Origin of the sequence: Flavobacterium tructae (genome assembly GCF_002217475.1) — a bacterium.
GTDB classification, from domain to species: Bacteria; Bacteroidota; Bacteroidia; order Flavobacteriales; family Flavobacteriaceae; genus Flavobacterium; species Flavobacterium tructae.
Genome location: NZ_MUHH01000032.1, coordinates 17,514 through 37,292, shown reverse-complemented (window position 1 = coordinate 37,292; position 19,779 = coordinate 17,514). Strand labels below are relative to the sequence as shown.

The 19,779-nt window shown below is 35.3% G+C and carries 15 protein-coding genes; 11 read left to right on the top strand and 4 right to left on the bottom strand.

The window, feature by feature from the left end:
* Nucleotides 1-9: 9 nt before the first annotated feature.
* On the top strand, nucleotides 10-1,002 hold the full coding sequence (porN, locus tag B0A80_RS14540; RefSeq protein ID WP_089077720.1) for a type IX secretion system ring subunit PorN/GldN: 993 nt from the start codon (nucleotides 10-12) through the stop codon (nucleotides 1,000-1,002).
* 72 nt (nucleotides 1,003-1,074) lie between these two features.
* Entirely contained in the window at nucleotides 1,075-2,124 is a 1,050-nt protein-coding gene (locus tag B0A80_RS14535) for an NAD(P)/FAD-dependent oxidoreductase (RefSeq protein ID WP_089077719.1), read from the top strand.
* Between the two features lie 2 nt (nucleotides 2,125-2,126).
* Here the strand turns inward: B0A80_RS14535 and B0A80_RS14530 are convergent, their stop codons facing one another.
* Nucleotides 2,127-2,510: a DUF983 domain-containing protein gene (locus B0A80_RS14530; RefSeq protein ID WP_089077718.1), complete on the bottom strand. Its 384-nt coding sequence runs from the start codon at nucleotides 2,508-2,510 to the stop codon at nucleotides 2,127-2,129.
* A gap of 319 nt (nucleotides 2,511-2,829) precedes the next feature.
* Here B0A80_RS14530 and B0A80_RS14525 point away from each other — a divergent pair, with 319 nt between their 5' ends.
* Both B0A80_RS14525 and B0A80_RS14520 read left to right on the top strand, forming a co-directional pair.
* Complete coding sequence (locus B0A80_RS14525; RefSeq protein ID WP_089077717.1) at nucleotides 2,830-3,828, top strand: TerC/Alx family metal homeostasis membrane protein; 999 nt, start codon at nucleotides 2,830-2,832, stop codon at nucleotides 3,826-3,828.
* A 242-nt stretch (nucleotides 3,829-4,070) separates the two neighbouring features.
* Nucleotides 4,071-5,984, top strand: a complete 1,914-nt coding sequence (locus B0A80_RS14520) for an ABC-F family ATP-binding cassette domain-containing protein (protein ID WP_089077716.1) — start codon at nucleotides 4,071-4,073, stop codon at nucleotides 5,982-5,984.
* A gap of 157 nt (nucleotides 5,985-6,141) precedes the next feature.
* Here B0A80_RS14520 and B0A80_RS14515 read toward each other — a convergent pair whose 3' ends face one another.
* Nucleotides 6,142-7,104, bottom strand: coding sequence for an App1 family protein (locus B0A80_RS14515; RefSeq protein ID WP_017496966.1), 963 nt, complete (start codon nucleotides 7,102-7,104; stop codon nucleotides 6,142-6,144).
* A gap of 62 nt (nucleotides 7,105-7,166) precedes the next feature.
* On the opposite strand from B0A80_RS14515, the gene B0A80_RS14510 reads away from it, so the two are divergent.
* Nucleotides 7,167-8,036, top strand: a complete 870-nt coding sequence (locus B0A80_RS14510) for a diacylglycerol/lipid kinase family protein (protein ID WP_089077715.1) — start codon at nucleotides 7,167-7,169, stop codon at nucleotides 8,034-8,036.
* A gap of 324 nt (nucleotides 8,037-8,360) precedes the next feature.
* On the opposite strand, the gene B0A80_RS14505 is transcribed toward B0A80_RS14510, so the two are convergent.
* Nucleotides 8,361-9,506, bottom strand: a complete 1,146-nt coding sequence (locus B0A80_RS14505; RefSeq protein WP_070908735.1) for a peptidogalycan biosysnthesis protein — start codon at nucleotides 9,504-9,506, stop codon at nucleotides 8,361-8,363.
* A gap of 117 nt (nucleotides 9,507-9,623) precedes the next feature.
* The gene (locus tag B0A80_RS14500; RefSeq protein ID WP_070908736.1) at nucleotides 9,624-10,112 is read right to left on the bottom strand and encodes a DUF1761 domain-containing protein; all 489 of its coding nucleotides are present in this window, start codon (nucleotides 10,110-10,112) and stop codon (nucleotides 9,624-9,626) included.
* Nucleotides 10,113-10,291: 179 nt separating this feature from the next.
* Here B0A80_RS14500 and B0A80_RS14495 point away from each other — a divergent pair, with 179 nt between their 5' ends.
* The 6 genes from B0A80_RS14495 (at nucleotide 10,292) to B0A80_RS14470 (ending at nucleotide 19,772) form a co-directional block, all read left to right on the top strand.
* Nucleotides 10,292-11,005 carry a leucine-rich repeat domain-containing protein gene (locus B0A80_RS14495; RefSeq protein ID WP_089077714.1) on the top strand — a complete coding sequence of 238 codons (714 nt, stop codon included), beginning with the start codon at nucleotides 10,292-10,294 and terminating at the stop codon, nucleotides 11,003-11,005.
* A gap of 236 nt (nucleotides 11,006-11,241) precedes the next feature.
* Entirely contained in the window at nucleotides 11,242-11,547 is a 306-nt protein-coding gene (locus tag B0A80_RS14490; protein ID WP_017496961.1) for a hypothetical protein, read from the top strand.
* A gap of 214 nt (nucleotides 11,548-11,761) precedes the next feature.
* Nucleotides 11,762-13,864, top strand: a complete 2,103-nt coding sequence (locus B0A80_RS14485) for a glycoside hydrolase family 97 protein (RefSeq protein ID WP_089077713.1) — start codon at nucleotides 11,762-11,764, stop codon at nucleotides 13,862-13,864.
* Nucleotides 13,865-14,093: 229 nt separating this feature from the next.
* Nucleotides 14,094-15,062, top strand: a complete 969-nt coding sequence (locus tag B0A80_RS14480) for a type I phosphomannose isomerase catalytic subunit (RefSeq protein WP_089077712.1) — start codon at nucleotides 14,094-14,096, stop codon at nucleotides 15,060-15,062.
* 298 nt (nucleotides 15,063-15,360) lie between these two features.
* Complete coding sequence (locus B0A80_RS14475) at nucleotides 15,361-16,371, top strand: LacI family DNA-binding transcriptional regulator (protein WP_070908740.1); 1,011 nt, start codon at nucleotides 15,361-15,363, stop codon at nucleotides 16,369-16,371.
* Nucleotides 16,372-16,682: 311 nt separating this feature from the next.
* Nucleotides 16,683-19,772, top strand: a complete 3,090-nt coding sequence (locus B0A80_RS14470) for a SusC/RagA family TonB-linked outer membrane protein (RefSeq protein ID WP_233430753.1) — start codon at nucleotides 16,683-16,685, stop codon at nucleotides 19,770-19,772.
* Nucleotides 19,773-19,779: the final 7 nt, after the last annotated feature.

Sequence of the window (19,779 nt, the reverse complement as noted above, 5' to 3'; positions counted from 1 at the left end):
TGTCTCATTATGAAAGTAAGAAAGTTTTTAATCGTTATTGTTGGAGTTATTGGAAGTTTTAGTTCTATTATGGCACAATCAAATTTGCTGAATGCAAAAACGGCAAATCAGATCGGGATAAAGAATCCTGCTCAGTTACGTGCTGACAATGATAAGCCATTGGCTTACGGTTATGTGGACGACAGGGATATTTTAATGGGAAAAACGACCTGGGAGATTATCGATTTGAATGAAAAAATCAATTTTCCATTGTATTTTCCGGTTGATACTGCCAATATTGGTTCGGATAGACGTTCTCTTTATGATGTTTTGATCAGAGGAATAAAAGCAGGAAGAATTACGGAAGTGTATGCCGACAGCTACTTTAATACTAAAAAATCACTTAAAGATATTCAGGGCGGATTATCAAGAATCGATACGACTGATGCCGGGAGGGAGTTAATCAATCAATACCCGGACGACTACAAAACACGGGTGGTGAAGAAAAAGGTAGTTACAGGTACGGGTAAGAAAAAAGTAGTTACTTATGTTGACGAAACAGTTGGCCCGACCAGAACGGTACCTGCTGAGTATATTTTAAAACAAGACTTAACGGCAGCAGATGTTACTCAGTATAAATTGAAAGGATACTGGTATTTTGACAAACGTGAGAGTGAATTGAAATACCGATTACTCGGGATTTGTCCTGTGACACCCGATGTTTATACCATGAATAGTGATGAGAAAGATTATATTGAACTGTTTTGGGTTTTCTTTCCTAATGCAAGAGAGGTACTGAACGAAGCAAAAGCATTTAACGATAGTAATTCAGCATACCCAATTTCATTCGATCAGATTTTAAATTCGAGACGTTTTAATTCGATTATCTATAAAGAAGAAAATGTATATGGAGATCGTGAAATTAAGGACTACATGAAAGATAATGCACAAAAACAGCTGTTGGAATCTGAAAGAGTAAAAGAGAAGATTCGCAACTTCGAACAGGATATGTGGAGCTACTAAGGAATTAGTAACATTATACCAAAAACTCTTACTACATTTGTGGTAAGAGTTTTTTATTTTACCTTTTTACACATGTTGGATTATATAATTGTCGGATCTGGATTGGCTGGAATTTCATTTGCTGAAATTGCACTTAAAAACAATAAATCTATAGTAGTTATAAATGATGAATCGCAAAATTCATCAAGAGTTGCGGGAGGATTGTACAATCCGGTGATTTTAAAACGCTTTAGTGAGGTTTGGAAAGCAGAAGAACAGTTGTCCTTAATGGAAGAATTCTATGAGACCATCGAAGGTAAGCTGAAAACGAAGGTGAATTTTAAGCTTCCTATTTTAAGAAAATTTTTCTCTATAGAAGAACAAAACAATTGGTTTTCGGCTTCTGATAAACCACTTCTGGGACCATTTCTTTCTACCAAATTAATCTTTAAAAAATACAATGGTATCGATTCTCCGTTTGATTATGGTGAGGTTTTACATACCGGTTATGTCGATACGGCTTTATTGTTGGATAAATACCACGAGTATTTACTTCAAAACAAATTATTGCTTCAGGAGTCGTTTGATTATGCTAAACTGATTATTGATGAAGATTTTGTTCAGTATAAAGAATATCAGGCTAAGCATATTATTTTTGCAGAAGGTTTCGGATTACATGCCAATCCGTTTTTTCAGGATTTGCCATTAGATGGAACTAAAGGGGAGCTTTTTGTTATCAAGGCACCTGATCTGGATCTGGATGTAATTGTGAATACCAGCGTCTTTATTTTGCCTTTAGGAAACGATTTGTTTAAAGTGGGAGCAACCTACAATTGGAAAGACAAAACAGATACGCCAACGGAAGAAGGAAGGACAGAGTTAATCGATCGTATAGAGGAAATAATCAATTGTCGTTTTGAAGTTGTTTCACATTTTGGCGGGGTGAGACCAACGGTACGTGATCGTAGGCCAATTATTGGTACACACAATCAATACAATTCACTACATATTTTAAACGGATTAGGGACGCGTGGTGTAATGCTTGGTCCGGCTATGGCCAAAGATTTATATGAGTATATCGAAGACCAAAAAACTTTAGATCCAACGATTGATATTCATCGTTTCTATAAGAAAAGAAAATAGCTTTATTTCGATCCCGCTTCCGGATCATAAGAAACAAACATGTTAATGTACAGATTTCTCGAAAGTCTTAAGACAAATGGGAATAATAGAATCAACGTTGCAACAATGATCAGAAAAGATTCCTCGACTGACGTTTTGAAAAATACAAACGAAACGATAAAAGCCGCAATTCCGACTGCAACATTTAAACCATAACTAACATACATAGCACCATAAAAAAACGATGGTTCTATCTGGTATTTTAATCCACAGTGACTACAATTTTCGTTCATTTTTAGCACCTTTGTCAAATGAAGCGGATTTCGGTCTGAATACATACTTTCTTTGTGACATCTTGGGCAGCTTCCTGTTAGTATACTGTTTAGTTTAGATCCTTTCTTTAACATGGTTGCAATTCAATTAATTGTTGGCGTTGTAGAGAATCAATTTTTGTTTTAGAGTAAAACATTTTGATTCTGACAAAAATATTTAAAATTTATCTTACGGAGAAGAGTAGCACAAAGATACTATTTTAGTTTGTATTCTGTGTTGAAAGAATATCAGGAGTTCTTATGTTTTCCCCTTGTTCTTTTAGTTGGTTAGTTGTAATATTGCGCGAAATGAAAATGGACTTCAGAGCAAGAATATATTTTCCGCAAAAGAAGCAGGAAGAGTTGTTATGCTGAAATGAGTCTGTAAAAAAAACTAACATAGTAATATTCAAAAATGAATCAGCACCCTATTTTTTCAGAACATCCGGGATTAATAATTGTCTTTGCCATTGCAGTAGTGATCATGCTATTGTTGGATTTGGGAATTTTCAACAAAAAAAGCCATGTCGTAAGTAATAAAGAAGCAGTAACCTGGTCATTAGTATGGATTAGTTTAGCGATGATTTTTAGTGGTTTGGTTTATTACTTCGCCGGATCGGCAAAATTTTATGAATTTCAATCGGCGTATTGGATTGAAAAAGCACTTTCAGTTGACAATCTTTTTGTATTTATATTAGTATTCAAGTTTTTTGACGTAGCCAATCACAACAAGCACAAAGTTTTATTTTGGGGTATTATCGGAGCATTGGTTTTAAGAGCTATTTTTATTTTCTCAGGAGCATTTCTTATCGAACTGACTTATTTAAACAAGCTTTTAAGTCTGGTTGGAATTGCTGGTTTCAAATACGATATCAACTTAATTATGACAGCTTTCGGATTGTTTCTGGTTTATGCAGGAATCAAGTCATGGTCTGCTGGTGATGAGGACGATGAAGAAGATTACAATAACACCAAAGGAGCAAGATTAATCAGAAAGTTTTTCAGCGTTAGCGATAAATACGATGGAGATAAATTCTTTACATTCGAAAACGGAAAAAAACTGGCAACCCCACTTTTAGTAGTAGTTGCTGTAATTGAGTTTACCGATTTATTGTTCGCAGTCGATTCTATACCGGCAATTTTTGCCATTTCTAGTGATCCTTTTATTCTTTATACCTCTAACATTTTTGCTATTTTGGGACTTAGAGCGTTATTCTTCTTATTGGATAACTTCATTCACTTGTTCAGTAAATTGCAATATGGTTTGGCTATAATTCTTTCGTTTATCGGAGTAAAAATGATTATTTCTCCGTTTTATCATATTGAATCTCTGTATTCATTGCTTGTAATTGGAGGGATTCTGGCAATTTCGGTAATTGCATCAGTAATGTTACCGGAGCCAAAAGAGGCATAAGGAGCACAATAAATGTTTTATTAAACGGATAAAAGTCTTTTTAGACTTCTATCCGTTTTTTTATTGTTCAAACAAAAGAGGTTAAAGGATAAAAAAGAGTTTTTAGCGTGAAAAAGCCCAGTACGATTTGTTTTTAAAACGACAGTCGAAACTTAAATTAATTGTCATACTTTTGCACTTTCAAAAAGTAAAGTAAATAAGGCACTTAAAGCCTTTACTCCTTGTTATAATAGTTACAAATTATGCTTAATATACACAATCTTTCGGTTTCTTTTGGAGGAACATATTTATTTGAAGAAGTTACTTTTCGTTTAGGTGCCGGCGACCGCGTAGGTCTTGTTGGTAAAAACGGAGCGGGTAAATCTACAATGCTTAAAATGTTAGCAAGAGATTTTGCTCCTGATTCAGGGGTTATTTCCCAGGAGAAAGATATCCGAATGGGGTTTTTGCGTCAGGATATTGATTTTGAACGTGGAAGAACGGTGTTGGAAGAAGCGTATGAGGCTTTTACTGAAATTAAAATTGTTGAGAAAAAACTAGAAGAAATTAATCATCAGTTGGTGACCAGAACCGATTATGAAAGTGAGGAATACGGTCAGATCATTGAAGATTTGTCTGATTATACCCATCGTTTTGATCTTCTTGGAGGTTACAACTATGTAGGAGATACAGAGAAAATTCTTTTAGGGTTAGGTTTCAAAAGAGAAGTTTTCAATAACCAAACTGAAACATTTTCAGGAGGTTGGAGAATGCGTATCGAATTGGCAAAACTGTTATTGCAATCTAATGATGTATTACTTCTGGATGAGCCAACGAATCACCTGGATATTGAGAGTATCATTTGGTTAGAAAGTTTCCTTCGTAACTATCCCGGAGTTGTGGTAATCGTTTCGCACGATAAAATGTTTTTGGATAATGTGACTAACCGTACCATCGAAATTTCCTTAGGAAAAGCATATGATTTTAATAAGCCATATTCTCAGTATTTAGAATTGCGTCACGAGATTCGTGAAAAACAATTGGCGACTCAGAAGAATCAGGCAAAGAAAATAGAAGAGACAGAAAAATTAATTGAAAAGTTCCGTGCAAAAGCTTCTAAAGCTTCGATGGCGCAATCATTAATTAAAAAGTTAGATAAAGTAGAAAGAATCGAAGTAGATGAAGATGATAATTCGGTAATGAATATTTCGTTTCCGGTTTCAAAAGAACCTGGAAAAGTAGTAATCGAAGCTGAAAACGTTACCAAAGCTTACGGAGACAAAACGATTCTGAAAGATATTAGTTTATTGGTAGAAAGAGGAAGTAAAATTGCCTTTGTGGGACAAAACGGACAAGGAAAATCGACTTTCATTAAAGCTCTTGTAAACGAATTTGAGTACCAGGGGAACATCAAATTAGGACACAATGTTCAGTTAGGATATTTTGCTCAAAATCAGGCTGAATATCTTGATGGAGAAATTACGTTGCTTCAAACTATGGAAGATGCTGCTACAGACACAAACCGTATGAAAGTTCGTGATATGCTGGGATCCTTTTTATTCCGCGGAGACGATGTGGAGAAAAAAGTAAAGGTACTTTCAGGAGGTGAACGCAACCGTTTGGCACTTTGTAAATTGTTGTTGCAGCCTATCAATGTTTTACTGATGGATGAGCCTACAAATCACCTGGATATTAAATCGAAGAACGTTTTAAAAGCAGCACTTCAAAAATTTGGAGGAACTTTATTATTGGTTTCTCACGATAGAGATTTCCTTCAGGGAATGTCGAACATCGTTTATGAATTCAAAGATCAAAAGATCAGAGAATATTTAGGAGATATTAACTACTTCTTAGAGCAGCGTAATCTTGAAAACATGCGTGAGGTAGAGAAAAAAGATGTCGTAAAAGAAGCCGCTCCAAAAGAATCTAAGAAAACGTCATACGAAGATCAGAAAAAAGGAAAAGCACTTCAAAACCGATTGAGTAAGGTAGAGAGTCAAATCAAACAATTAGAAAAAGACATTCAGCACGATGATAAAATGCTGGCTTCTAATTATGACAAACATATTGAAGATGCTTCGTTTTTTACTGCATACAACAAAAAGAAAGAAGATTTAGATCAATTGTTGCTGGATTGGGAAATCGTTCAGGAAAAGATTGATAACTTTAATGCTTAATTAGTTTTCAGTTTTGAAATGAATATATAACTTTGTCAAAGGCTTGAACTTTGGCAAAGTTTTTTTTATGTCTGAAGTTTACCATCCCTTGTAAAAAATCGAAGACACACTATATTTACTCCACATATTTCACATTTCACATCTTACAAATCACATTTCACGAGATAAGACCAATAGATTTAGAGTGCATAATGGCTTCACTGCTGTCTTTATAATAACAAACAGAGACCTCTAAGTTTTCGAGGTTTTTCATAATCGTTTTAGTGGCTTCTTTTTTGTGTTTGCCAGTCTGTCTGATGTAAACTGCCTTTACAGTAACCGGAAAGATTTTACAGATTCGCTCGTACAAAATGGGGTCGTGTTGCGAATCGTCTCCTAATAAAACGTATTTAAGATTGGGGTAGAATTCTAAAACGTGTTTTATTTTGTCGAATTTATGATCATGGTTTCCGCGTCCGCTCATGAAAAAATCAGGGATTCCTCTTTTGATATCTTTCAAAAGAATTACGGCTCTTGGCAGATGATGTATTTTGGTAAATTTGACGATGAATCGATACAAATTCCATTCGCTGCTCGATACATAAAAAAAGGCATTTTCTTCTTCCTTATTATTTCGTCCGGCTGAACTTAAAGCTTGGTAATGCGGTACAACACCTTTAAAAACTTTACGGTCGTTGACATTTTTAAATAAAAGGACATATATTTTCCGGAAGAAATTTCCGGTATGCGAAATCAAAAAAGTATCATCAATATCGGAGATGATGCCCAGTTTGCCTTTGTGTGGTCTTATGAAACTGCCTTTTTCAGTTATTGTTTCAGTCTTGTGTTTGATGCTGACTTCGTATTCAATCCACCCAAAGGGCGTTTCTTTCTCCAGTGGAATACAAAATTTGAAATAGCCGTCGTCCAGGGTTTTAGTGTGAATTTCCTGATTGCCACATTTTAGATAAACATCAAAATTTTTAATCGTTTTTATTCTGAACTGATTGATGATCGAAGTGGCATTTTTGAAGTTTTTTTTCTGATAATCATATTCATACGTTCTTCTGAAAACATGTCCCATTACAATTAATTCTTCTTCATTGGCATAACCGCGATATAATTGTAAAATTGGTTTCATTAATTGTGTATATTTATGGATGATGTAAATTAATTATTTTAATTGATTTTAAAAATAAAACTTTGAAAAAGAATATCTTATTTGTTGTAAATCCTATTTCTGGAGATCTGGATAAATCCGATTTAATAGCCGCTGTACAGGAGTTTTCTGTTGCGCATCATTTTGATCTGGAAGTTTATGAAACCACCGGGCAGCATGATCAAAAAGAAATACAAATCCTTTACAATCAGTATCATCCTGAGCGTATTGTGGTAGCCGGTGGAGACGGAACCATAAAAATGGTTGCTGAAGCCATGGAGCAGTTTGATATCATTATTGGTATTTTGCCTGCTGGTTCGGCCAATGGATTATCAGTTGATTTAAACCTGCCGGATGCACTTGAGGAGAACCTGAAAATTGCTTTTTTACATCAATATATCGAAATGGATATGATTGCTATCAATGGCAAAAAAAGTATTCATTTGAGTGATATTGGCGTAAACGCCAATCTGGTAAAAAATTACGAAGAGAGTAATTTGCGCGGTTTATGGGGTTACGCCTTACAGGCATATTCGGCTTTAAAAGAATCGGAAGAACCCTTTGTGGCTACAATCTCGGCTAATAACAAAACCGTGGAGCATACTGCAAGAATGATAGTGATTGCTAATTCTCAGAAATATGGAACCGGTGTCGTAATAAATCCAAATGGCGTAATGAATGACGGGAAGTTCGAATTGGTTATTTTAAAAAGCCTTGATTTACTGCTGATCGGAAAAATTATCACCGGAAACATGCCTATTGATTCGGATGATATTGTAATTATTTCCACAGATAAAGCAATGATAAAAACAGACTATCCTGTAAATTTTCAGATTGATGGCGAGTATTGCGGCGCACAAACGGATTTGGAAATTCACATTCTGCACAAGCAGATGAAAATTGCAATTCCGTAGTTTTTATAGTCTGTGTAAAACTGATTGTGAAAGGTATCGCCCCGATGGGGCTAAAAAACGGTGGCCGAATTTATTTCTATAGATATTCCATTCCTAGCGGAGTTGCCTTCAAAATTCCGAAGGAATGTATATGTTGTAGCAACGGATTTTAATCCGTTGAAAATAGGGAGGTGTTTTTAATGAGTTCCATAGGAATGATCTGTATAATCGCTTTCGATTTTTGATTTCAGATGTATAAGACCTGTAAAAAATAGATGGTGTTTACTATCGACTAATAGCAAATCAGAAATCTGCAGTCGTTAATCTTCAATCTAAAATCAGTATTTATTTAAACGGATTTCGCTCTTGCCAGTCGGTTTTGGGTTCCAGATAGCTAAACAATCGGCCAATATTGTGGTTGATCAGAGTATTGCTGTGCGTTATCAATCCATACATTTTGACTGGTTTTGCTCCGACAGAGCTTTTGATTTCAAGAGCGGTTCTGGCAAATACCACTTCTTTAAAACCATGATTGATAGAGTAGGCAATCATGTCATAAAGCATATTTAAATACAGCATTTTTTCGCGTTGAATGGTCTCGTCGTACCCTAAAAAGTACGTGTCCATCGCGCTTCCGTTTTTAATTAAGGTATTGAATCCGATTAGTTTTTCTTCTAAAAAATAGCCGTAAAACAGAAAATCATCTTTCATAATTTCTTTGAAAAAACTAAAGTGATTTCGGGCTAAGAAAAAAGTATTAAAAGGGGCATTTTTGGCCACATGAAAATACAAATCGTAAATAACATCTTCATATTTCTTAATGTCGGCCAAAGACATTTTTTGCTTTACAATTCCGTCTGCTTTTTTTCGTGCCCGTTTGTACTGATCCCGATATTTTTTTGATAAAGCGTTGATATAATCTTGTTCAGATGCCCAGTCTTTATGGATTTCAAAAACCATATTAGGCTGAGTTGAAAACGTATAATTGTTTTTGAATTCGTTTTGTAAAGGAATAATTTCGGTAGCTGTAAAATCTTTTATGCTGGTAATGTGAACCTTTCTTCCGCTTGCTTTCAGGTTTTTTTTAAGCTGATTAATGGCTTTGTGTAGTGTTTTTAAAGCAATTGATTGTTTGATGTCTGAGGCAAATATAAACGCATTTTGTCCGGTAAGCATATTGTTTCCGACAAATAATACATGAGAGGCAAAATTCTTAAAAGCAAAATTTCGCACCGAAGTTTTCAAACATTGATCGCGTTCACCGAATGATTCCAGTTTCTCCGTAAATAGAAATTGGGTCAGAACAATTCCGACCAGTTTACTATCACTGAAAATTCCAATAAAATGACATATCATATTTACCGGACAGGAGTTTTCCAGGACTTCCAGGTATTCTTTGGTTAAAAAGATATTAGCGGCCGCCAGAGAATTCCATTCCAAGGGCAGTAGTGATGCGCTATTGTATATTTCGAAAGAATAAGTTGTAGTCAAATGAGGGAGCTAATTTCTTCAAAATTAGAGAATATTTATAAGAACTCAACTGGTTTAAGTTATTATTAAGAAAACCCGTTTGAGATTTAATTTCAAACGGGTTTGTATTTTTTAGAGTTAGGCAAATGCACAGATAATTCCACCCATCAAAGTAAGGCAAACTGCCCAGTAACCTGCATGAATAAAGATATATTTCCATGATTTTCTTTCGAACAAGCCGTTGATTCCAATTACAGGAAAGACAAAAAAGAGTGCTGACATAAATCCGTGAAGAGTTCCGTGTTTAAACGTGCGGTATGCTGTTCCATAGTCATTCATAAAAGCAGCAAACGATGGTTTGGCACTGGCTACTAAAGGAGGCCCGCCCACCATTCCCAAAGCACCTGTTTGATGAATGGTAAGAGACATTAAAATTACGGTAATCATTAACGAGAAAAGATACGTAAGACCGAATATTTTCAGCATATTTCCTTTTTGTAAGTCTTCCGGAGTGAGATTGTTCTCTCTCATCCAGATGGTTCCGAACACTTTAGGGTTGTACCAGATAAAACCAACAGCTAGTGTTACGATTGCTGATAAGAATAATGCAACAGGGTTAAATTCCATAATATGAGGTTTTTAGGATTAGTTGCTCAAATTTAAACAAAAAATCTCACAAATTGCATCTTTGAATAAAGTAGTAAAATTTTGATTAAATTAAATTTTATCAACACTTTATCGACATTATGCGCTTTATAACTATGAAATGTATAATTTTATGGCATCAATAAATCCCCAATCTTGTAATGAAAAGCTTAGTCCTTTTTTTTCTGGCTTTTATTTTTTCGCCTGCTATTTTTGCTGATACCGTTTCAGATAAAGAGAAAGAGGCGCTTATCAAATTGTATGAAGCAACAAACGGATCGGAATGGAAGGTAAAATGGGATTTATCCCTTTCGGTAGCTACCTGGTATGGGGTAAAAGTTGAAAATGGTAAAGTCGTCGGACTTCATTTGGCAAATAATAATTTGCAGGGAAATCTGCCAGTAGAATTGTTGACTTTGGTTAATTTGATTACGATCGATTTACACGACAATAAAATTCAGGGACAGCTTCCTTTGGAGATTGGAAAATTAAGTCAATTAGAAACACTTGCTTTGTTTAATAATGAAATTCAGGGGCAGTTGCCGGGGTCAATTTATACGATAAAAACTTTGAAAGTTTTGCTTTTAAATCAGAACAAATTGTCAGGGAGTTTGAGTAAAGAAGTAAGCAACTTTGGTGTTTTGGAAAACCTGAGCTTGTTTGATAATAATTTTGAAGGAGAAATTCCAAATGAATTAGAAAAATTAGGTCATTTGTCTGAGTTAAACCTCTCTTATAATAAATTTAAAGGAGGCGTTTCGAAAAATCTGATTTTGTTGGACGCTCTAAATATGACGATGTTTGATGAAGAAGGAAATCCTTTTTTATTAGAAATCGCCGCTAGAAAAGAAACCACAATGGTCACCAGAAATTAATCGTGCTTATGAATGAATTTTACACTCGTTAAAAAGTTGATTAAATATTTTTAGTTAATTGTTTAAAAACCGTAATCCGTTACGGTTTTTTTACGTCCGGTATTTACTTTTTTTGGAATGAAAAAGAACATTTTTTTTAGTCCATTACTTTTTTTTCATAACTTTAATTCTTCAATTTGCAGAAGAAAAAAAATCAGAGTACAATAAGATAATCTAACCTCTTTAATTATAAAATTATGGTAGTACAGTATCAAGGAGAACAATACGGAAAAGCAACAACATTTACAATAAGAATTATAGGAAACAATCTGTCTAAAAGCAGTTCAAATTACCAGATTGATTTATTGGTTGGCGATAAAAAGCTGCCAACTTTTACTACGGGAATTCATCAGAGTTTATCAAATTGTTTAAAAGAGATTTATTTATTCAGAAAGCACCATGGAATTACATTTGAAGCTTCGTCAGAAAAGGTAGCGCCGCTTTTAGTTCCGTATGACCTGGTTTTATACAATTACAATAAATATGCATTGTTTATGGCATAGGCCGGACTTTGTTTATCGCAACAATTTAGAAAGACTGCTTTTATGGGCAGTCTTTTTTTTTTGTACGACTAAACTTTATCTTTTCGTTCAAGGCATTATTTTTTTCGGTTTTTTTCAATTAAAGTTTTATATTTTTTTCTTTCAGGTATTTCTGTTTCATAAATTTTATTATGTTTGCTAAATCGATTTAGCAATACTCAGAAACCTTTTGTTTATGAAGAAAATTCTTTTTGCCTGCTTTTTTATTATTGTTTCGAATGCATGGATCAATGCTCAGGAACTGAAGTCTCCCGACGGGAACTTGGTATTGACATTCAATTTAAATGCTGAGGGTACTCCGGTTTATTTTCTAGCCTACAAGAAAAAAGAAGTAATCAAAGAAAGCAGATTGGGCTTTATTTTAAAGTCGGATATCAAAATGAATAAAGGTTTTCAGATTGTCGGTACTCAAAAACAATCAGAAGACAATTTCTGGGAACCGGTATTGGGAGAGCAGAAAAAAATCAGAAATCAGTACAATGAATTGAAAGCTGATTTGATACAGGAAAAAAGCAAGCGAAAAATAACGATTTATTTCCGTTTGTTCAATGACGGATTGGGATTTCGATATGAGTTTCCGGTACAGGATAATCTGCGTCATTTTGTGATTCAGGAAGAAACTACCGAGTTTAATTTAACGGGAGATCATAAGATTTTTTGGATTCCGGGGGATTATGATACAAACGAGTACAGTTATACCACTTCAAAAATTTCGGAGATGCAATCTTTGATGTACAATGCTGCTCACGTTTCGATGGCAGCACAAACAACGATTAAAAATCTGGCTGCGCAAACACCTTTGATGATGAAGACTAATGACGGACTTTATATTAATATTCACGAAGCAGCTTTGAAAAATTACCCGGCGATGTGTCTTAATGTTGATGATAAGGCTTATTCGCTGAGTTCACATTTGGTTCCTGATGCTGTTGGAAATAAAGGATACATTCAAACCGGAAGTTTCACGCCCTGGAGAACGATTGTGGTGAGTGATGATGCGCGAAATATTCTCGCTTCAAAAATGATTTTAAATCTGAATGAACCCTGTGCTTTCGAAGATACTTCATGGATTAAACCGGTGAAATATATTGGAGTTTGGTGGGAGTATTTTACTGGCGGGGGATCTACCTGGGCGTATTCTGACAATCAGGATGTGGTAATTGGAGCTACTGATTTTTCTAAACTGAAGCCTAATGGAACACATGGAGCCAATACCAAACACGTAAAAGAATATATTGATTTTGCTTCGGCAAATGGTTTCGACGCAGTTCTGGTGGAAGGTTGGAACGAAGGCTGGGAAGACAATACCGCTTTTAAAAAAGAACGTATTTATAGCTTTACTAAGTCTTATCCGGATTTTGATGTGAAAGACTTAAGTTCATATGCCAAGCAGAAGGGAGTGAAAATCATCATGCATCATGAAACGACATCTTCAGCTTCAGAATATGAAAGACAACTTCCGGATGCCTTAAAGTTTATGGTCGATAATAACTATAATGCTGTAAAAACGGGCTATGTAGGACCAATTATTCCAAGAGGAGAACATCATGACGGGCAGCAAATGGTCAACCATTATACGTATATAGCTAAAGAAGCAGCAAAGTATAAAATCATGGTAGATTCCCATGAAGCAGTTCGCCCGACCGGATTGCATCGTACCTATCCTAACTGGTTTGCTCAGGAATCAGCCAGAGGAACTGAGTTTGAGGCTATGGAGGGGATTCATCCTGATCACACTACAATTTTACCATTTACACGTCTTATGGGGGGGGCGATGGATTATACACCGGGAATTTTTCAGGGAGACTTATCTGTTTACGGCTCAAAGAAAAACAAGTTAAGTACAACATTGGCGAAGCAATTGGCGCTTTATGTAACGATGTACAGCCCGTTGCAAATGGCGGCCGATTTGCCTGAAAATTATATGCGTTTTAAGGATGCTTTTCAGTTTATAAAAGATGTTGCACTGGACTGGGATGACAGTTATATTCTCGAAGCAGAACCAGGAGATTATATCACAATAGCCAGAAAAACTAAAGGAAAACAAGAATGGTTTGTAGGTGGAATTACGGATGAAAACCCACGTATGGCTCTCATTGATTTTAGTTTTTTACCTGCCGGGAAATCATTTACGGCAACGATTTATGAAGACGGAAAAACCGCCGATTATAAGAGTAATCCACAATTGTACAACATTCGTAAAGTGAATGTAAACAGTAAAACGAAGTTAAAACAAAAACTAGTCGCAAGTGGTGGTGTGGCAATTTCTATAAAGTAGAAAAGTGTTAGAAATGAGGTACAGATGACGCCGATTTTTTTCGGATATTTGCGAATAGAAAGCGGTTTAATCTGCGTAAGAAAAAATTTAGTTACAGAATAAAATGATTTCAACGATAAAAAAAAAACAGTTTTATAAAGAAAAAAATCTTTTTTAATCCTGTTAATCTGTGGCAAAAAAAAATAACCGGAGTGCGAGATTAATTCGTTCTTCTCAAAGACATAAAATAATGAGCATGAAAATTTATCCATTACAATTTGATCCAATCCTGAAAGAAAGAATCTGGGGAGGTGAAAAGCTACAAACAATTCTGAATAAACCAATTACATCAAAAATTACAGGAGAAAGCTGGGAATTGTCTACTGTAGAAGGAGATGTGAGTGTTGTTGCAAACGGAGTATTAAAAGGACATTCTTTAACAGATTTAATAGATCAATCGCCAAATGAAATTTTAGGAACAGCAGTTTACGAACGATTTGGAAATCAGTTTCCTTTGCTTTTTAAATATTTGGACGCAAGAGAAGACTTATCGATACAAGTTCATCCAAACGATGAGTTGGCGAAAGAGCGTCACAATTCTTTTGGTAAAACTGAAATGTGGTACGTGATGCAGGCAGATGCAGATGCGAGAATTATTGTTGGTTTTAAAGAAGATTCCAGTAAAGAAGAATATTTAGAAAACCTAAATAATAACACCTTAGTTTCAATATTGGATGATGTAAAAGCCAAAACAGGGGATGTTTTCTTTTTAGAAACCGGAACAGTTCATGCTATAGGTGCCGGTTTGGTTGTGGCAGAAATTCAGCAAACATCTGATATTACCTATCGTTTATATGATTTTGACAGAACAGATGCTCAGGGCAACAAAAGAGAATTGCACGTTGATTTAGCACTGGATGCTATCAATTATAAGAAAGTTGAGACGCAGAAAAAGTATGAAACGACCTTAAATCAATCAAATGCGGTGGTAGATTGTCCTTATTTCACCACTAATTTCCTTCCGCTTGACGGAACTCTTGAAGTAAGTAAAAAAGGAGAAACTTTCACGGTTTATATGTGTACGGAAGGCAATTTTGAAGTTGCTTATCAAAACGTAAATTACCAATACAAGCAAGGAGATACTATATTAATCCCTGCAGGAATGCACAATTACAGCATAAAAGGAGCTGCTTCAATTTTAGAAGTATATATCTCATAAAGAAAGTGACGGAGACTATTTTTATCACACTACAGGTCTTTAATCAAGGTTCATGAAAATTTTATCGCTTTGAAAAATAGAGAATTGAAGAGAATTCATATTAAAAACAATAGCGATGATCAGGAACAGAAAAAATGATAAATAGATAAAACACCTGTAAATACTGATGATTATATGTTTAATTAACTTTAAAATAATGATTTGTATAAAAAAAGGAATTACAAAATCGTTTTAGTAACTGTTTTTGTATATATTTGTGATATAATTAATAACTGCTTAATAAAAAATTAACTCATTGATGAAAAAGATTACTATTAAGGATATTGCTACAGAGGCTCAAGTATCCATATCAACGGTATCTTTTGTTATCAATGGTAAAGGGGAAAAAATGGGCATCAGTCCGGCAGTGATCAAAAAGGTACAGGAAGTGGCCGAAAAGCTCAACTACAGACCCAGTATGATTGCTACCAGTCTTAGAACCGGGAAAACCAGGTCTATAGGGCTTATTGTTGAAGATATTTCGAATCAGTTTTTTGCTGATCTTGCCAGAGTTATTGAAGATGAAGCGAAGAGTATTGATTACAGAGTTTTTTATTGCAGCACAGGAGGAGATGACGAACGTTCTGAAGAGTTGATACATAGTTTGTTACAGGCCAATGTGGATGGTTTTATTGTAACGCCAACTCAGAATCTGGAAAACAGCATTGATCTTCTTTTAAAGTTAAAAAAGCCGGTTGTATTGATCGACAGGTATTTTCCGGGACAAAGAGTGAGTCATGTGGTGATGGATAATTATGAAGCCTCTAATTCGGCTGCAAAATTCCTGATCAGTAAAGGACGCAAAAATATTGCGGTGGTAAATAATACCTCCGAGATGATTCAGATGAAGCTGCGTGAGGATGGATATAGAGATGCTTTGAAGGAAGCAGAAATGTACAATCCGTCACTTGTTCTTCACATGGATTACCATACTAATGAAGAGGCGAGAATTGCGGGAATAATAGATTTCTTTAAAAAGAACCCTGATATTGATGCCGTTTTGTTTTTGGCAAATTATATGGGGCTTGCGGGACTTCAGGCTTTCCGAAGAATGGGAATCAAAATTCCTGAAGATATTTCGGTAATTAGTTTTGATGATCATGACAGTTTTAAATTGCATACGCCAACCATTAGTGTTATTGAACAGCCGATAGAAGATATCGCTGTAAAATCGATACAATTGTTAATGAGTCAGATGACTGATATGGAGAAGTTTGAAGTAGAAAAAAGTCTTAAAAAAGGAAAATTGATTATTAGAGAATCAGTTTAAAATTTTGAGAAAAAAAATATAAAAGAAAAGAAACGGTTTGTTTTTTTTTAACCGTTTTACTAAATCGTTTTAGTAAATTTTAGATCAATTAAATTGAAAATGAGTGATGTTCCTGATCAGTTTACGATATCGATTTCTTAAAGGAGTGCTTATAAACATGACTATAAATAAGGCCGGGATATTTATAAGGTGCAAGCCTTATAAGTATCCTAATTAAAAAGGAGTTCAAAATTTTTATTAATTATTTAAAACAATCAAATTAGAAACAATCACAAAAATCAAAACAAACAAATAACCAAAAAAAAATGCTTATGAAACGAATATTGGCAGTGTTAGGAATGGTGTTGTTAAGCAGCTTAGGAGCTGTGGCGCAAAACCGATTGATAACAGGCATAGTAGCTGATGCAGAGAACAAGGGAATTGTTGCTGCATCGATTGAGGTTCAGGGAAAACCGTATAGTGCAATCACTGACGCGGAAGGCCGATTTAAAATGAATGTGCCCGAAGGACCGGTTACTTTAAATGTATCCTCTATAGGTTTTACACCGCAATCAGTAATATTGCAGCAAAACCAAAACAAAATTTCAGTCGTATTAGTAGAAAATACTCAGGAATTAAAAGATGTTGTAGTAACGTCATTTGGAGTTAAAAAACAAAAGAAAAGTTTAGGATATGCCGTTGGAGAGCTGAAAGGTGACGAACTGACAAAGAATAAGGAAATTAACTTAGGAAATGCTCTTCAGGGAAAAATTGCCGGGGTTAACGTTTCTGCACCGGTTACAGGACCTTCAGGGTCAAGCCGTGTGGTAATTCGTGGAGCCACTTCAGCTTCAGGATTGAACCAGCCTTTATATGTTGTTGATGGTATTCCAATTGATAACAGCCAGCAAGGAAACGCAGGAATGTGGGGAGGTGCCGATAAAGGAGATGGTATGTCGTCTTTCAATCCTGATGATATCGCGTCTATGTCGGTATTAAAAGGTAGTGCGGCTTCTGCTCTTTACGGATACAGAGGATCAAACGGTGTAATTTTAATTACAACCAAAAAAGGAAAGAGCGGAACAGGAATAGGAGTAGATTTTAGTACTAACGCTACATTTAACACGCCTGCAAGTTTATTAAACTGGCAAGATAAATACGGAGCGGGAGCACCGGTAAACGGCGTAGCTACAAGATTTAATAACCTACAGGAACTTAGAGATTCTTATTATTTTGCCTGGGGAGACAAGTACGATGGAACACCTTCTCTTGGTATTGACGGAACGACCAGACCTTATCAGGCTTACGGAAAAAATAACGTTGAAAATTTCTACAGAACCGGATTTTCTTCCAGTAATACTTTAGCAATTTCGGGAGGAAGTGAAACTACTAATTTCAGATTGTCTTTCGGAAATACAAAAGATGAATCAATCATGCCGGGAACAAACTTTGGCAGAAATAACATTGCTTTAAGTTTAAATTCAGCAGTAAATAAAAAAATAAGCATCGAGACTAACGCTCAGTATATCACAGAGAAAAGTCACAACCGACCTTATTTGAATGATTCACCCAGAAATCCTTCTTTTCCGACTACTTTCTTAACACCGGGTACCGATATCAGATGGATTAGTAACGGTTTTGATGCTAATGGTGGTGAGGCAGATTATTTTGGGGCAAATGTTTACCACACAAACCCTTATTATGCTACACAATCTCCTTTAAACGATGACCTTAGAAAACGTTTCATTGGTTCTGCAAAGGTAAACTACAACATCACTGATAAAATCTATGCAAAAGGTGTTCTTGGAGTGGATGATATTAATTATGAGTATACGGAGATTGAACCAACAGGAATTAACTACAATCCTGGAGGATCTTATGAGAACAGAGTAGAAAATCGCTCAGAATATAATGCTTCGGCTTATTTAGGATACAAAGGTGATATCGTTAAAAATTTATCTTTAGATGCTTTCATTGGAGCTAACCGTCAACACAACAGATTCAGTGGAATTAAAATGAGAGGAAATAACTTTATTGTTCCGTTCCAATATTTCTATGGAAATACACAACCGGACAAATCGGAGAAATTGTTTTCAGAAAGTGAAGTAAACTCTCTTTTCTATTCGGCCGATTTAGGATACAAAGATTTCTTATACTTAAGTTTAACAGGTCGTGAAGACTGGTTTTCTACTTTAGATCCATCAAGTAACAGTACATTTTACCCATCTGTAAGTTCAAGTTTTATTTACTCTGAAGTTATTGATTTACCGGAATGGATGTCATACGGAAAGTTAAGAGCAGGTTGGGGTAACGTTGGAGGAGCATTACCGGATGCTTATGCTTTGGCTTTGACTTATATTGGACCTGACGGACAAACAGATTCTTTAGGACAGCCAATTTTAGGAGTGAATGGAGAAACAGTTCCAAACAGAACGTTAAAACCTTATAATGTAAGCACAATCGAATTTGGTTTCGAGAATACCTTCTTCAATAACAGAGTAAGTACTGATTTGACTTTCTACAGCAAGAAAACGACAAATGATATTACGGATGCTGATATTTCTCAGTCCTCAGGTTACAGAACAACTAAGATTAATGTAGGAGAGATCCTGAATAAAGGGGTTGAGTTTGCGATCAATGTAAAAGCAGTTAAAACACCAAACTTCTCTTGGAGCGTAGGATATAATTTTGCTTACAATAATAGTGAGGTTCTTAAACTTTCAGATAAAATTACAACCAAATCATTGGAAGGAAACAGAGACGGTAGAGCTTCTGTAGTGTTAGAAAAAGGACAGCCTTTCGGAGTAATCAAAGCCTACGATTATTTGAGAGATGCTAACGGAAATATTGTACTTGACACAAATGGTAAATTCCTGAGAGGAAACCTGATTATTGCAGGACAAGGTGTTGCTCCAACTTCAATGGGACTTTCAAATGACTTCCAGTACAAAAACTTTACACTTTCCGTTTTTGTAGATGCTAAATTTGGAGGAGAGATTTACTCTGCTACTAACCAGTTAGGAACCCGTTACGGATTAACAGAACAAACTGTTTCAGGCCGTGAAGGAGGAGTTGCAGTAAAAGGAACAGATGTTAACGGAAATCCGGTAAACACAACAGTTTCTGCTTACGATTACTGGAGAAGCTATAGTGATGTAACTTCAAACTTTGTTTACGATGCCGATTTTGTGAAACTAAGAGCAATCTCTTTTAGCTATAATTTCCCAAAAACTTATTTGTCAAAAACACCATTTCAAGCGATCAGCTTAGCGTTTTCAGCACATAATTTATGGACGATTTACGATAAAGTTCCAAACATTGACCCGGAATCAAACTATTCTAATAGTAATGCGCAAGGTCTTGAAAGAGCTTCTATGCCTTTGACCAGAAATTATGGACTGACACTTAATGTGAAATTTTAATAATCAA